The following is a 14,433-nucleotide window of genomic DNA, read 5'->3' as shown; positions in this document are numbered from 1 at the left end:
GAGGTTGTCAAGGCAGTCTTGAGGCGTCGGCACTCACTCTCGGACGCCGCCATTGCGGTTCGCACGCAACAGAGCCACCAACTGCCTCGACCGATCCGCGCCGATCCGCAATGGGTGCGGCTCTCTTCTGCAGTGAGCTGGTGATGCCGTGGGGAGTGTAAATCTAACGGCCCTGTCTCACATTCGGTGGTGACGGAGCGTCGTGACGCGTCGTTGACTTCGCGTGAGGGATGTCAACGAGCTTGTCGAGATGGTGTTTTCGGGCCTGTGCCCGCTGGTCATAGACGACGTGGTCGATGAGGGTGAGCGGATCGTGGTGCGGGCGCGGACGCCGCAGGACATGGCGACGTGTCCGGTGTGCGGGGTGTCGTCTGGGCGGGTGCACGGCTACCACTGGCGGACTGTGGCTGACGTGCCGGTCGACGGGAGGCGGGTGGTGGTCCGTGTGCGGGTGCGGCGTCTGGTGTGCCCCACGCGCGGCTGCCGACATACCTTCCGCGAGCAGCTGCCCGGAGTGCTCGACCGATACCAGCGGCGTACCACTCGTCTGGCCAGGCAAGTCAAGGCCGTGGTCAAGGAGTTAGCGGGCCGGGCGGGGGCTCGTTTGCTGGCGATACTCACGGCGGGCGTCTCGCGTCATACGGCTCTGCGTACCCTGATGCGCATCCCCCTGCCCGCAGCGCGGGCGCCCCGCGTGATCGGCGTCGACGACTTCGCTCTGCGCCGGCGCCACCGCTACGCCACCGTGATCATCGACGCCGAGACCCACGAGCGGATCGCCGTGCTGCCCGACCGCACGGCCGACACCCTGGAAGCGTGGCTGCGCGAACATCCGGGCGTCGAGGTCGTGTGCCGTGACGGCTCGGCGACCTACGCCGAGGCCATCCGCCGCGCTCTGCCCCGTGCGACGCAGGTCGGTGATCGATGGCATTTGTGGAAGAACCTGTGTGAAGCCGCCCTCGGAGAGGTGAAGGCACACAGCACCTGCTGGGCCACCGTACTGGACGCACCCATCTACGACGGGCCCCGTGCCCAGAGCACCCTGGAACGCTGGCACCATGTGCACGATCTGCTCGAACAGGGCGTGGGCCTGCTCGAATGTGCCCGCCGCCTGCAACTGGCCCTGAACACCGTCAAACGCTACGCCCGTGCGGACCAGCCCGAGCGGATGCTCCGTGTCCCCAAGTACCGTGCCAGCCTGGTCGACCCCTACCGCGAGCACCTGCGAAAACGCCGGGCCGAGGACCCCGGCGTCCCCGTCCTGCACCTCTTCGAAGAGATCAAAGCCCTGGGCTTCACGGGCTGCCTGAACCTCCTGCACAAGTACATCAACCAAGGCCGCGCGGACGCCGACCGCAGCCACATCTCCCCGCGCCGGCTCGCCCGGATGCTGCTGACCAGGCCCGACAACCTCAAGGCCGAGCAACACGAACTCCTGGCCAAGCTCACCGCCACCTGCCCCGAGATGATCCAACTGGCTTCAGTTATCAGGGACTTCGCCCCGCTCCTTGCACCTCACGCCGACAATGCCGACGCGCTCTCACGTTGGATCGTCCAGGTCCGCGCAGCTGACTTGCCCCACCTGCATGCCTTCGCCCGAGGTCTGGAACGAGACCGCGACGCCGTAAACGCCGCCCTCACACTTCCGTACAGCAACGGCCCCACCGATGGCGTCAACACCAAGACCAAGCGGATCGCGCGCCAGATGCACGGACGAGCAGGCTTCACCCTTCTTCGCCACCGCATCCTCCTCGGATAGCGACACGCTCCGTCACCACCGAATGTGAGACAGGGCCGTTGAATTGACACACCCTCCGCCTGGGGCAAGCAGCTCAGCGTCGAGAAGGCGTCCGATCCCCGCGTCGAGCAGTTCCTGACCAAGTACGTCCAGGGCGAGCAGACTCCCGAGCCGGGCGCCGCCTGCACCGGTGGGCTGACCGCTTCATGAGGGGCACCAGCGATACGACCGAGGAGCCGCTGGACGTGAGGGATTCCGGCGGCTCGGGCACCCGTCGCCCCGCCCTCGGCCGGTGGGCCGTCGCCACTGCGGTGGCGGCCCTGGTCGCGCTCGCTCTGGTCGTCTGGTTCGTGGCCGCTCCCGGCGAGGACGCCGTCGCACTCGATGTGCCGACGGCAGACTCCGCCGACGCGGGCTTCGCCCGCGACATGGCCGTCCACCACCAGCAGGCCGTCGAGATGTCCTTCGTCGTCCGCGACCGCACCACCGACGAGGACGTCCGCCGCCTGGCGTACGACATCGCGCAGACCCAGGCCAACCAGCGCGGCATGCTGCTCGGCTGGCTCGACCTGTGGGACCTGCCGAAGACGTCGTCCGACGGCTACATGGCCTGGATGAGCGGCGACGGCCACATGGGTCACCAGATGAAGGACGGCTCCCTCATGCCGGGCATGGCCACCGACACCGAACTCGACCAACTCCACAAGGCCGGAGGCAAGGAGGCCGAGATCCTCTACCTCCAGCTGCTCACCGATCACCACATGGGCGGAGTCACCATGGCCCGCGCCTGCGCCCAGCAGTGCGAGGTCCCCCAGGAGCAGAAGCTGGCCCAGGGCATGGTCGACGCCCAGCAGTCGGAGATGCAGCTCATGGCCGACCTGCTCAAGGAGCGCGGCTCGGCACCCCGCTGATCATCCCGTGGGTGGGAGCGAGCCGATGCCTCCGCTCGTCCCCACCCCAGCTGGTTCGGTCAGGCCACTGCGGGCTCGGGTACAACAGTGACAGGTGTCAGACGACCGCTGCGGTGCAGCCCGTACAGAGACCCGGCGCAGACCAGGCCGAGAACGAGCAGCGCGAGCCACGGCAGGGCGGACATGCCGGCTGCCCGGGCGGCGTCGAGGGCCGCTCCGGTGAGCATGTTGCCCAGCGTGATGCCGATGCCGCAGATGGTGTTGTACAGCCCGTAGTGGGTGGCGACGACGCGGTTGCCGGAGAGCTGGACGATGGTGTCCATCTCGAAGGGGTACGCGATCATCGTGCCCAGCGCGAGCAGCAGTGCGGTCAGGGTCGGCGGCACCGCGGCGAGCAGCCAGCGTCCGATTCCCTCGTCCGGAACGGGTACGGCCGTCGCCGCGAGCAGCGGTACGAACGCGGCGCCCATGCTCAACAGCCCCCAGGCCAGGGCCTGTCCGGGGGCCAGCCGCTCCTTGCACCACGCCGTCACCCGGGTCTGCCCGAAGATCGTGGCCAGCCCGGACGCGGCGAACAGCAGCGCCACGGCCGCCGTCCCGAACTCCCCCTGGCCGCCCAGCCGTCGTACCTCCAACGGCAAGGCCAGATAGACCTGGGAAGGACAGGACGTACGAGCCGATCATGGCCGTGGAGAACAGGAGAAACGCGCGGTTGCGCACCACGCCCCGCCACTGCGCCAGCACACTCTCCCGCCCCTCGGTGTCCGCGTCCGCAGCCTGGTCGGCTCGGCGAGCCGGCAGCGACCGGATCTGTACAACGCTCAGCAACGCGAAGATCGCCGCCGAGACCAGGCAGGTGATCCGGAAGTCGAGGCCGGTCAGCAGCATCCCCACCAGCGGGCCGAGCATGATGCCCGCCTGGTAGAAGACGTTGAACAGGGCGAAGGCCTCGACCCTGCGCTCTCCCGCGTCGGCCGCGAGGTAGGCGCGGACGGCCGGGTTGAACAGCGCGCCCGCGAAGCCGGTGGCCGCCGACGCGGCCAGCAGCGCCGGGACCGAGTCGACCAGGCCGAGCGCGGCGAAGCCGACGGTGCGCAGAACGCATCCGGCGACGATCAGGGGCTTGTAGCCGAGCCGGTCGGCGAGCGTGCCACCGACGAGGAACATGCTCTGCTGGCTGAAGTTCCGTACCCCCAGGACGAGTCCGACCAGCCAGCCGGCGAGGCCGAGCGTGCCGGACAGGTGGGCGGCCAGGTACGGCATCAGCATGTAGAAGCCGAGGTTGATGGTGAACTGGTTCAGCAGGAGCAGCTGGACGTTCCGCTCGTAGGAGCGGATCTGCGTGAGCGTCGTCTTCACTTCTCCCCGCCCTCCGCACCGGCCACCTCGGCCATCAGCGAGAGCGGGTCGATCACCTCCGTGCAGCGGGTCCAGCGGGTGACCTCCTTCTCGTCAGAGCGGCCGACGACCTCCGGCTCGGCTGCCGGTGTCAGGTCCAACAGCCCGTGTTCGGCGCAGTATTGGTCGTCGTAGACGGTTTCCAGATACCGCTGCGGCCCGTCGGGGAAGATCGCCACGATGCGGGTGCTCGAAGGGCTCGTACGAGCGAGCCAGCCGGCCACCAGCGCGACCGCACCGACGCTCCAGCCGCCCGTGGCGTAGTGGGAGCCGGCCAACTGCCTGCAGGCCCAGACCGATTCCCCCGGGGCCACCCAGTGCACCTCGCCGAAGTTCTCGTAGGCGACGTTGCGCGGATAGATGCTGGAGCCTAGGCCACGCATGAGGCGGGGCCGGGCGGGCTGACCGAAGATGGTCGAGCCGACGGTGTCGACGCCCACCAGCCGCATGTCGGGATACAGCTGGCGCAGCACACGGGAGATGCCCGCCGAGTGGCCTCCGGTTCCCACGCTGCAGACGAGAACGTCGATGTGCCCCAACTGGGAGGCGAGTTCGAGGGCGAGCGGCGTGTAGGAGGCGACGTTGTCGGGGTTGCTGTACTGGTCGGGGCACCAGGCACCAGGGCTCTCCGCCAGCAGTTCGGCGACCCGCTCGCGGCGCGCCTCCTGCCATCCGCCGGTCGGATGCGGCTCGACCACCATGTCGACGGTCGCGCCGTACGCGGCGAGCAATCGATTCATCGACGGTTCGAGGCCGGGGTCGGTGACGAGGGTGACGGGGTGTCCGTAGACCATGCCGGCCAAGGCGAGGCCGAGGCCGAGGGTGCCGCTGGTGGACTCGATGATCGGGCACCCGGGCTTCAACTCGCCGCGAGCCCTGGCTCGTTCGACCATGTGCAGGGCGGGGCGGTCCTTGATGCCGCCGGGGTTGAAACCCTCCAGCTTGGCCCAGAAGCCGCGGTCGGGCGGCGTGATGGGCTGGGCGACACGCAGGACGGGGGTGTTGCCGACGAGCCCTTGGAGGGTGGAGCCGACAGGGGTGAAGTCACTCGTGGTCAGGGAGTGCATGTCTTTCGCTCTCGTTCGATACGGGCGCGTGCGGATGCTCGTCTCGCGCGGCGGCCAAGGCACACCGCGGGGCAGACCGACCAAGGCCGACCTGCGGGGCGGCATCTATATGCGCCACCAGCAGATGGCGGTGAGAGCGGACCGACCGCCGCTCCGCGGCAGTCTTCGCACGGCGCCGGAGGGTTCGCGCAAGGAGTTGTCCGTCGTGTCCGTGAGTGCCACCGCGGTGACGGCGGGCGGCGGGACGCGAGCCGACGACTGCGGGAGCGCGACGGCCCCGAGGCGGGAGCCGAGATACCGGTCGGGGGATTCGAACGCGTCGAGGATCTCGCCCTCGGGATTCCCCTCGGGCAAGGGCGCTTCACTCGACGCGACGGCTAAACGATCGTACGGCTGCTCCGGCCCGTGGAGCCGGTCGCCGAGACACGCCGGCAGCATGAACAGCAGGACGTACACCGTGCTCCGGGCAAGGCGGCTCCTGCGGAGCGAACATGCCCATGAGGCATGGGCACGGGAGGTGACAGAGGTGGGCGGCACACGTCCTCCGCGCGGCTGCTGCCCTCGCCGGAACTCCCTCGGCAGGGACAGAGATCAGTGGGGGGTGGTGGAAGAAGTCGTCGACCATCCCCGCGCCGCACTGTGGAAAGCCGTGCGCAGGAGGTCAGACGCCATGCACCGGTCGCGGAGGGAAGGACGGACAGTCACGGCCTTGGGCCGAGTCCGCGAACCCCCTGGAGACGTCAACCGGTCCGGGAAGCCTGACCTAGATACGAAGAACCGCCGAGTCCGCTGCATGCGCTACCGGGGCCACGGCGTCGCGTGTTGCGAAGTGACGCGGGTGCAGCGGCTGGGGTGCAGGTCGCCGTCACCGCTCTCCGAGCTAAGCGGAGACAAGCACGGCACGGCCACAGCGGGGCCCTGCGGAGGTTGCCCCAACGCGCAGTCCTCGCCGGTGTACTGCTGTCCATGACCGTCGTGATGGTCTGCCGGTCGCTCGTCCGAGGACTGTGCCAAGGTGGCACTCGCAACGTTCTCATCTTCGGCAGTGGGCTCGAAATGAGCGCCGGAAGCCGAGACGCCCCCGCCCGCTACGAGGTGACTCACCGTCGCATCAGGGCTGACGGCGTGCGTATACAGCAGGCCGAAGAGGAACAGGCCCAGTCCCAGCAGACGCCACAGAGCCGCTGATGAGCGGCTTCGCTGCGCGCCGGAAGGAGACCAGGCCGTAATCACGCCGTGAGCCTAACCCGACGCGGCAGCCCTGGCATCCCGGGCTACGAGGACAGTGCGTGAACAAGCCACTTGCCAACGCCGAGGTCACCCGGCAGGCCCAATCTCATGCACTGGCTGGGCACTTCACCGATCGCAAACGATCCGATCGGCCTCCTGTGAGGACATGGAAAACGGTGTGGCCGACGGCGATGCATACCGCCGGCCACACCGTCTCCTGGCGATGCGTCAGCTCTTGCCGAGCATCTTGTTCATCTGCTCGATCTCGGCGGTCTGGGCCGTGATGACGTCGTCCGCGAGCTTCGTCGCGGGACCGTACTTGCCGTCGACCTTCTCCGACTTGGCCATCCCAATGGCACCCTCGTGGTGCTCGACCATCATCTCGAGGAACATCTTGTCGAACTCGGCGCCGGAAGCCTTCTCCATCTTGTCCATGTCCTCGCTGCTCATCATGCCGGGCATGGAGGACGACGTGTCGTGGCCCTCCATGCCGGACATGTCCGCGGGGACCCCCTCGCCCCACGAGGTGAGCCAGCCGGACATGGTCTTGATCTCCGGGTCCTGCGCAGCCTTGATCTTCGTGGCGAGGTCCTTGACGTCCTGCGAGGAGGCGCGGTCGGCGGCCAGCTCGGCCATGTCGACGGCCTGACGGTGGTGCTGGATCATCTCCGTGGAGAAGGAGACGTCCGCGTCGTTGTGGTCGCCGGCCTTGGCCGAGGCGGAAGCGGACGGGCTGGAGCCGGACCCCATGGAGCTCATGTCGTGCCCGCCGCCACAGGCAGAGAGCACAAGGGCGGCCACTCCGGCGGTGGCGGCGAGGGCGGTACGGCGGATGAGCTTGCGGCGTGCGGTCAAGGTGGAACTCCTGGGATCGAATCTGCGAAGGGCATGCCGATGCGCGGCGCCACGCCCCGATGGGCATGCGGCGACGCGCGGCCGCTCTAGATCCGCAGGAGCTGGAGTTCGGAGAGTGAGGGCGGGGCGCGGCCACCGTCGGGCCCGCTGCCGACCGGAGACGTGAGCGCCCGCGCCGACGCGGCACAGGCCACCGTGTCGAGCAGCAGGACCGGCATCACCACAGGAGTTCCGGCAATGGAAGCCGAGGCGCAGGTCGGATCCGCATGGTTCGCGTGGCCCGTGCAGCCACCATCGCCGTGATCGCATCCATCCGGCATCGACGCCATGACGTCCGTCTGCGCGGCAACCTCCATCCGATCGTGCCCGGACGAACCGGCGGCGGCCCCGGGTACCGGCCCGAGGCCGTGCATGCTGAGCAGACCCAGCAGCAGCGCGCACACGAGCAGCCCACAGGACCGCACCAACGAGTGCGGTCGCGCGGACTGTCCGAGGCGGGTCACGGCCTCATCCTAGGCATGGATCACCAGCCTCTTGCGTCTCGGGCGTCACCGGAGTAGACACGGAGAACGTGATACCCACCCAGGGTATGTCAGCCTTCACCGGAGGTACCGTGCCCGGCGTACTGACGACCGAATACCACGTGTCCGGCATGACATGCAGCCACTGCGAGAACGCCGTGAAGTAGGAGGTCTCGGCGCTCGAATCCGTCGTGGACGTGCGGGTCGACGTCCCCACCGGACGCGTCACCGTGACATCCGCCACGCCGCTCGACGACGCCCTCGTGCACGAGGCGGGCCACGAGCTCACCGGACGGATGTGACCCTCCGCCTTCACCCCGGAAAACTGACAGGACAGGCGCCTACTATGGCCTTGCGTATTCGGTGGCGAAAAGGAGTCAGGACCATGCGGCGGCTGGGGGATCTTGAGGCAGAGATCATGGATCGTCTCTGGACGTGGAACCGTCCGGCGACGGTGCGCGAGATAGTGGATGACATCAACAAGATCCGCCCCGTCGCGTACACCACGGTGATGACCGTCACCAACATTCTGTATGGCAAGGGCTGGCTGCTGCGCGGCAAGCACGGCCGGGCCTGGCTGTACACGCCGGTACGCAGCCGCGAGGCGTACGCCGCCGCACTGATGGAGGACGGTTTGGGAGAGAGCAAGGACCGCCCCGCCGCGCTGGTCCACTTCGTGGAGAACATGTCCGACGAAGAACAGGCCGCCCTACGCAAGGCCCTGCGGAACGCGAGCCGGCAGGCGAAGGCCGAGTCGTGAACGCGGCTCCGGCGCTGGTCGGCTACACGGCAGCAGTGGGCTTCGTCGCTCCGCGCCTTCTGCTGCGCAGCAGCTGGCCGCACCGGGCCCCGGCCCTGGCAGCGGCGGTATGGCACGCTCTGGCCGTCTCGTTCTCGATCGCGGCCGCGCTCACAGCGGCCAGCCTTGCCCTGCCGACCGAACATCTGCACGCCGGTCTGGTCGGCCTGCTGCACACCTGCGGACTGAGCGTGGGCACGGCACAGCCCAACCCCGACATGGCGGACCGCCTGGCCGTCGGCGTCCCCGCCGCCATCGGGATCGCCCTCCTCGCGAGCTTCGCCTTTCACGTCGTACGAGCCCGCCGGGCGCGCACGCAGCACCGGGAGGCCGTCGACCTGGTGGGCCGCCACTCGGCCCGGCTCTGCGCCACCGTCCTGCCGTACGACATTCCCGCCGCCTACTGCCTGCCCGGCCGCCGCCCGCGGATCGTGATCAGTGACGCGGCCGTGCGTGAGCTGACGCCGGAGCAGCTCGGTGCCGTACTGGAGCACGAGCAGGCGCACATCGCGGGCCGCCACCACCTGGTCCTGGCCGCAGCGGAGGCATTCCACTCGGTCTTCCGATGGGTGCCGCTGGCCCGCCACGCCCGGGCACAGACGGCGCTGCTGCTGGAGATGATCGCGGACGACCGGGCGCTGCGCAGCCACTCCCACGAGGTGCTGGCCACCGCGATGTACGAGATGGCCGCGGCCCGCACCCCCAAGGGCGCGTTGGCGGCAGGCGGCCCGAACGCCCTGATCCGCATAAAACGGATCCTCGGCCCACGCAAGGCACCGCACCCCGCCCTGTGGACGTCGGTCGCCGCCGTAGCCATGGCGGTCCCCCTGCTTCCGCTCCTGGTCGCCTGCCCGCCCGGCCTCGGCTGAACGCTCCTGGTGAGACCCCTGTGACTCGGACTCACTTGCGATGCCGTCTACGAAGCTACTAAGTTCTGACGCGCCAGCCTCGGCCGTTGCCGCGGCACCGACCCAGCGGACACCGCTCGTCGCTCGGTCCACAGACGCGCAGAGGAGTCACCCCACGATGGGAACGCACCGCCGGCCGAAGCCACCCAGCCGAGCCCGGATAGCCACCCTCGGCATGGCCGCCGGCGCGGTGAGCCTCCTTCCGACGCAGAGCCAGGCGGCGCCGAACCCCTCGGTGGACGACGTGCGCAAGCAGGTGGAGAAGCTCTACGAGGAGGCCGAGGCCCCCACCGAGGAGTACAACGGTGTCCTCGAGAAGCAGCAGAAGCTGCAGGGCGAAGTCGACGCCGCCCAGGACCGGCTGGCCCGCAAGCAGCAGGAGATCAACGAACTGCGCGAGAGGATAGGCCCGTTGGCGGCGGAGCAGTACCGCACCGGCGCCATCGACCCGAGCGTGCAGCTCTTCCTCTCCAGCGACCCCGACGAGTACCTCGACAAGGCCCAGGCGATCAGCCGCACCAGCGACCGGCAGGCCGCCGCCCTGCGGGCGCTGGAGAGCAAGCAGCGGGAAGTCGCCCAGGAGCGTGCGGACGCCGCGAAGCAGCTGAAGTCCCTGCAAGAAGCGCGCACGAAGGCCAAGGAGACGAAGGACGAGGTCCAGGCCAAACTCACCAAGGCCCGCAAGCTCCTCAACAGCCTGACCGCCGAACAGCGCGCCAAGATGGAGGCGGCCCAGGAGCGCGAGGACGCCGCAGCGGGCGCCAGCGACTCCCCCGCGAGCTACAACGGCCCCGCCAGCGGCCGCGCCAAGACAGCCATCGAGTTCGCGTACGCCCAGCTCGGCAAGCCGTACGAGTGGGGTTCGACCGGCCCCAACTCCTACGACTGCTCAGGCCTGGTGGGCGCGGCCTGGCGCTCGGCAGGAGTCTCCCTACCGCGCACCGTCAAGCAGATGTACGACGCCGGCCGCAAGGTGTCCCAGTCGGACCTGCAGCCCGGCGACATCATCTACTGGTACAACGACAACCAGCACAACGGCATCTACATCGGCAACGGCAAGGCCATCCACGCCCCGCGCACCGGCAAGAACATCGAGATCACCCAGGTGAGCTACATGCCGTTCTACGCCGCCAGCAGGCCCTGAGCACCAACACCCCGCACCACCCAAGGAACTTCTGTGACCGCACGTCCGGCCACCCGTCCCCTGCTCACCGCTGTTGGCACCGCCCTCGCTTCTCTGGTCCTCACCGCCTGCGGAGGCGGGTCGTCCGACACGGGCGCGTCGTCCGAGGCGTCGACGTTGTCGGAGCCGGTACTCGCCCACGTGCATGGTCTGGGCATCGACCCGGCCGACGGGCGCGTGTACGTCGCCACCCACAACGGCCTGTGCACGGTCGCCGAAGGCCACGATCCGGAGCTCGTCGGCGACCGCAAGGACGATTTCATGGGCTTCACCGTGACCGGCGAGAACACCTTCGTCGCCAGCGGGCACGGTGCCCCGGGCAGCGGTAGTCCGGGCAACATCGGCCTGATCGAGACCCACGACGCGGGCCGCACCTGGACGTCCTGGTCGCTGTCGGGAGAGGCCGACTTCCACTCCCTCGACTCGGCCAAGGGCACGGTCTACGGCTACGAGGGCGGCCGGATCCGCGTCAGCACCGACCTCAGGACCTGGGACGACCGGGCGACGCTGGAGGCACTCGACATCGCGGTGAGCCCGACCGGGGACAGGCTGCTGGCCACCACGGCCGAGGGCGTCGTCGCCAGCACCGACGGCGGCCGCACCTTCGGCAAGGGCACCAAGCCGGTCCAGGCGTTCGTGTCCTGGCCCGCGGAGGAATCCCTGTTCGGCATCGGCCCGTCCGGGGAGCTGAGCCGCAGCGCCGACGGCAGCAGGACGTGGAAGCAACTCGCGGCCGTGCCCGGCGGACAGCCCCAGGCGCTGACCGCCGTGGACGCCGACCATATCCTCGCCGCGACGACGACGGGCGTGTACGAGTCGCGTGACGGCGGCAAGACCTTCACCGTGTTCGTGCCCCTTGATTCCTGAGTCGTTCCACGGCGGGACGAACCGTGAAGTCGGGTGCCACAATGCTCTGTTGTGACGATCTCTCCCGCTTCGTCCGCCGTGCTCGGCCTCGACCACGAGGCCGTCGGCGCCCTCATCCGCCGGTGGCGTGACGACCCCGGCAGCACCTACCGCACTTGGTTCCTGTGGGAGGAGCGGACGAAGAACTTCCGGTCCATCAGGCGCGGGATCGAGCAGGTCGTACGGGAGATCGAGGCGGACACCTTCGGGGTCGCCTACAAGGGCTCGTCGCTGGAGACCGTCGTCGGCTCGATCTCGGAGCAACGGCAGATGTTCAAGGGGGCCGACCACGCCTTCCTGTGGAAGCCGAAGCTGCGTATCCCCGACATCTACGAGGACCGGGAGAACCAGCTCGCGTTCGCCCGGATGCTGGAGACGTGCCGGTGCTGCACCACCGAGGCGCAAGTCCTGGGCGCGATACGGACGCTGGCGGACCGCCGCATCAAGGGGCTCGGCCCGGCGGCGGCCAACCTCCTCTACTTCCTGCACCCCACCATCGCGTCGCCCTTCAACACCGCCATAGTCAATGGCTACAACGCCCTGACCGGAGCAAGGGTCAAGCTCGGGAAGTGGGACGAGTACCTCGCCATGCGCGAGGGGATCCTGGCGCTCAACTCCGCCCACCGCAACCTGCTCTCCAACGACCTGGGTGCGGTCGCCGGGCTGCTCTTCGACCTCGGCTCCGGCCGTTACGTCGCCCCGCCGCGCGGCGAGGAGGACACTGCGGCGGCCCGCGCCGCCTGGCAGGCGGACTTGGAGCAGGTCCGCTCGGACGCGAAGGCCGAGAAGGTCCGGGCGGAGGCCGAGCGGCAGGACGTCTCGCACACCGAGGTGCAGGCATGGCTGCGCGATCTCGGTAGGGCGCTGGGCTTCCAGGTGTGGATCGCCGCCAACGACCGCAACCGTCAGCACGAGGGCCGGCGGCTGGCGGACGGCTGTCTCATCAAGCTCCCTCCGGAGTTGGCGAAGGGCCCCGCAGGTGAGGCGATCAGTCTCATCGACGTGCTGTGGCTGGAACCGGAGGGCAAGGTGGCCGCGGCGTTCGAGGTGGAGCACACCACCTCCATCTACTCCGGCATCGTGCGCATGCTCGACCTGGCACTCAGCGGCGACCCCGACGCCGCGCACGGCATGTACCTCGTCGCGCCGGACGCCCGAGAGGACGAGGTCCGCGCCCAGATCCGGCGGCCCGCCTTCAGCCGGGTCGCGGACCTCAAGGTGCGCTACCTGCCCTACGGCGAGCTCCGAGCCAACCGGGAGGCGATCATCCGGTTCGGCAAGGGACTGCATCCCATCGAGGCCCTGGCCCGCGATCTGAGCTGAGCCGGCTCGGCGGAGCCTCGCCGAGTCCGGACGCCGCCGATGGTCAAGACTCCGTCATGTGCCACCAGTGACTGAACGGGGCCGGAGTTCCCCGACGTACTAAGGGAGTAAGTAGAAGCAACTCCCGACGGAAGGGAAACTCCTTGATCCGGCAACGCATGGTCCTCGCAGCGGCCGCAGGGCTCGCCTCCACGCTCCTGCTGGCGGCTTGCGGCTCCTCGACGGACAACGCCTCCGATACGAGCCCCGGCAACGCCGCTCCGGTCGCCACGGCCAGCTCGGCTCCCGCGACGTCCGCAGCGGCCGACAGCGGTGACTCGGGCAGCGGGGACATGGCCACGACCACCATGCTGATGGCCAAGGAGATCGAGGGCATGGGGAGCCTGGTCACCGACGACAAGGGGATGACGCTTTACCGCTCCGACATGGACCAGGCCACCCCGTCCATGTCGATGTGCACCGGCGACTGCGCGAAGACCTGGATGCCGGTCATGGCGCAGGACTCCGTCCAGACGATGGGGGTCGAGGAGAGCCTCCTCGGCTCCGTCGACCGCTCGGACGGCATGAAGCAGCTCACCCTCGGCGGCTGGCCGCTGTACCGATACATGGGCGACACGAAGGCCGGACAGATGAACGGCCAGGCCAAGGACAAGATGTGGTTCGCCGTCACCCCGTCCGGCAAGAAGTCCACCATGACGGGCTGAGCGCAGTTCCGCAGCCGTGGGCTGTCGGTGAGGGCGGCGCCGGCGGCCGTCAGGCCGCGACGGCCGGGTCCTCCTGGACGGCGAGCCGCTGCCGCGCCCGAGACTCGTTCCGCCTGCGCCATCCGTAGCGGGTCAGGCCTTTCGGCTTGTACACCGACAGCACCACGGCGACCAGAAGCACGGCCAGGGCCGCTGCGGCGTCGGCGAGCAGCTGAACCCTCATCCCCAAGAGGTCACCGCTGAACAGGCTCGCCACGGCCGCGGCGTCGGCGACATGACCGACCACCTGCATGTGCACAAGCAACAGAACGGTGGCTACGACGTTGATCAGCAGCTTGAACAGGACCCAGTAGTGGCGGAACAACCCCCAAGAGGTCCCCAGGGACTGAGCGAGCCCCGTCAGTAGCGAGGCGAAGCTGAGCGGGACCAGGACGAACCAGCCCGTCGGCCCCATCGCGAGATAGGCGCCGCGCACGGTCTGGGCATCGTCGCTGGTCAGACCGACGGTGGCAAGGACGAGGAAGACGGCGACCGCACCGAGCCAGCCGACCGAGGCGGTGACGTGCGCGGTGAGGGTGAGCTTGCGGAGGCGGGGGTTCATGACCACGGCGATCAGTGGCCGCCCATGCCGCCGCTGAGCAGGTGCATGAGCACGAACGCCACCAGCAGCGCGGCTACAGCGGTGATCACGGACACCTTCGCCCAGCGGGGCATGCCCGGATGGGCCGCGGAGCCGGGCCCGAGGTCGGTGGCGTCGGGGGGCGAGTGCGGGTCAGCCATGTGTGCGTCCTCGGGTGCTCGATCACCGGACAGTCGACTCCCGCATTTTACGAGACACACTGTCTACTGGTCAATCAGAGTGTATCAACATCGCCGCCGCGTACACTGTT

Annotated in this window: 14 protein-coding genes and 2 pseudogenes; 9 read left to right on the top strand and 7 right to left on the bottom strand. The window is 68.9% G+C overall.

From position 1 onward, the window contains the following. Window positions 1-250: 250 nt before the first annotated feature. The 3 genes and pseudogenes from AC5DRG_RS49395 to AC5DRG_RS49385 all read left to right on the top strand — a co-directional run bounded on the left by AC5DRG_RS49395 (window position 251) and on the right by AC5DRG_RS49385 (window position 2,649). On the top strand, window positions 251-1,759 hold the full coding sequence (locus tag AC5DRG_RS49395) for an ISL3 family transposase (protein ID WP_491813372.1): 1,509 nt from the start codon (window positions 251-253) through the stop codon (window positions 1,757-1,759). Between the two features lie 54 nt (window positions 1,760-1,813). Beyond that, window positions 1,814-1,948, top strand: a pseudogene (locus tag AC5DRG_RS49390) (DUF3105 domain-containing protein); the annotation flags it as partial. Beyond that, the gene (locus AC5DRG_RS49385) at window positions 1,945-2,649 is read left to right on the top strand and encodes a DUF305 domain-containing protein (RefSeq protein ID WP_491806882.1); all 705 of its coding nucleotides are present in this window, start codon (window positions 1,945-1,947) and stop codon (window positions 2,647-2,649) included. The pseudogene AC5DRG_RS49390 and the gene AC5DRG_RS49385, both read left to right, overlap by 4 nt. 59 nt (window positions 2,650-2,708) lie before the next feature. Here the strand turns inward: AC5DRG_RS49385 and AC5DRG_RS49380 are convergent. From AC5DRG_RS49380 to AC5DRG_RS49360, 5 genes and pseudogenes are all read right to left on the bottom strand, one after another. Next, window positions 2,709-4,008: pseudogene (locus AC5DRG_RS49380) on the bottom strand (MFS transporter). Beyond that, window positions 4,005-5,114 carry a PLP-dependent cysteine synthase family protein gene (locus AC5DRG_RS49375; protein WP_491806881.1) on the bottom strand — a complete coding sequence of 370 codons (1,110 nt, stop codon included), beginning with the start codon at window positions 5,112-5,114 and terminating at the stop codon, window positions 4,005-4,007. Before AC5DRG_RS49375 ends, AC5DRG_RS49380 begins: the two are co-directional and overlap by 4 nt. A gap of 105 nt (window positions 5,115-5,219) precedes the next feature. Then, window positions 5,220-5,468, bottom strand: a complete 249-nt coding sequence (locus tag AC5DRG_RS49370) for a hypothetical protein (RefSeq protein ID WP_491806880.1) — start codon at window positions 5,466-5,468, stop codon at window positions 5,220-5,222. Window positions 5,469-6,572: 1,104 nt separating this feature from the next. Next, a complete protein-coding gene (locus AC5DRG_RS49365) occupies window positions 6,573-7,199 on the bottom strand; it encodes a DUF305 domain-containing protein (protein ID WP_491806879.1) in 627 nt (208 codons plus the stop codon). Between the two features lie 86 nt (window positions 7,200-7,285). Further along, window positions 7,286-7,702, bottom strand: coding sequence for a DUF6153 family protein (locus AC5DRG_RS49360; RefSeq protein ID WP_491806878.1), 417 nt, complete (start codon window positions 7,700-7,702; stop codon window positions 7,286-7,288). A gap of 403 nt (window positions 7,703-8,105) precedes the next feature. On the opposite strand from AC5DRG_RS49360, the gene AC5DRG_RS49355 reads away from it, so the two are divergent. The 6 genes from AC5DRG_RS49355 (at window position 8,106) to AC5DRG_RS49330 (ending at window position 13,543) form a co-directional block, all read left to right on the top strand. Continuing rightward, window positions 8,106-8,480, top strand: coding sequence for a BlaI/MecI/CopY family transcriptional regulator (locus AC5DRG_RS49355; protein WP_491806877.1), 375 nt, complete (start codon window positions 8,106-8,108; stop codon window positions 8,478-8,480). Further along, window positions 8,477-9,388: a M56 family metallopeptidase gene (locus AC5DRG_RS49350; RefSeq protein ID WP_491806875.1), complete on the top strand. Its 912-nt coding sequence runs from the start codon at window positions 8,477-8,479 to the stop codon at window positions 9,386-9,388. The genes AC5DRG_RS49355 and AC5DRG_RS49350 overlap by 4 nt, the downstream gene beginning before the upstream one ends. Before the next feature lie 157 nt (window positions 9,389-9,545). Next, complete coding sequence (locus tag AC5DRG_RS49345; RefSeq protein ID WP_491806874.1) at window positions 9,546-10,571, top strand: C40 family peptidase; 1,026 nt, start codon at window positions 9,546-9,548, stop codon at window positions 10,569-10,571. Window positions 10,572-10,604: 33 nt separating this feature from the next. Continuing rightward, window positions 10,605-11,477 carry a F510_1955 family glycosylhydrolase gene (locus AC5DRG_RS49340; protein WP_491806873.1) on the top strand — a complete coding sequence of 291 codons (873 nt, stop codon included), beginning with the start codon at window positions 10,605-10,607 and terminating at the stop codon, window positions 11,475-11,477. A 51-nt stretch (window positions 11,478-11,528) separates the two neighbouring features. Continuing rightward, window positions 11,529-12,839 (top strand): type II restriction enzyme NmeDI-related protein, encoded by a 1,311-nt coding sequence (locus AC5DRG_RS49335; RefSeq protein ID WP_491806871.1) that lies wholly within the window; start codon window positions 11,529-11,531, stop codon window positions 12,837-12,839. A gap of 143 nt (window positions 12,840-12,982) precedes the next feature. Then, a complete protein-coding gene (locus AC5DRG_RS49330; protein WP_491806870.1) occupies window positions 12,983-13,543 on the top strand; it encodes a hypothetical protein in 561 nt (186 codons plus the stop codon). Window positions 13,544-13,592: 49 nt separating this feature from the next. Here AC5DRG_RS49330 and AC5DRG_RS49325 read toward each other — a convergent pair whose 3' ends face one another. Further along, window positions 13,593-14,144, bottom strand: coding sequence for a hypothetical protein (locus AC5DRG_RS49325; RefSeq protein ID WP_491806869.1), 552 nt, complete (start codon window positions 14,142-14,144; stop codon window positions 13,593-13,595). An 11-nt stretch (window positions 14,145-14,155) separates the two neighbouring features. Beyond that, window positions 14,156-14,323 (bottom strand): hypothetical protein, encoded by a 168-nt coding sequence (locus tag AC5DRG_RS49320; RefSeq protein ID WP_491806868.1) that lies wholly within the window; start codon window positions 14,321-14,323, stop codon window positions 14,156-14,158. Window positions 14,324-14,433: the final 110 nt, after the last annotated feature.

The sequence above is a fragment of the Streptomyces sp. JLBG701 genome, assembly GCF_058544905.1.
The sequence above is the reverse complement of the archived record's forward strand: the minus strand, read 5'-3'. Positions and strand labels throughout refer to the sequence as shown.

Coding starts and splice junctions, on each gene's coding strand:
- AC5DRG_RS49375 (WP_491806881.1), bottom strand. CDS start 5,114: ATGCACTCCCTGACCACGAGTGACTTCACCCCTGTCGGCTCCACCCTC.
- AC5DRG_RS49385 (WP_491806882.1), top strand. CDS start 1,945: ATGAGGGGCACCAGCGATACGACCGAGGAGCCGCTGGACGTGAGGGAT.
- AC5DRG_RS49320 (WP_491806868.1), bottom strand. CDS start 14,323: ATGGCTGACCCGCACTCGCCCCCCGACGCCACCGACCTCGGGCCCGGC.
- AC5DRG_RS49355 (WP_491806877.1), top strand. CDS start 8,106: ATGCGGCGGCTGGGGGATCTTGAGGCAGAGATCATGGATCGTCTCTGG.
- AC5DRG_RS49395 (WP_491813372.1), top strand. CDS start 251: ATGGTGTTTTCGGGCCTGTGCCCGCTGGTCATAGACGACGTGGTCGAT.
- AC5DRG_RS49325 (WP_491806869.1), bottom strand. CDS start 14,144: ATGAACCCCCGCCTCCGCAAGCTCACCCTCACCGCGCACGTCACCGCC.
- AC5DRG_RS49345 (WP_491806874.1), top strand. CDS start 9,546: ATGGGAACGCACCGCCGGCCGAAGCCACCCAGCCGAGCCCGGATAGCC.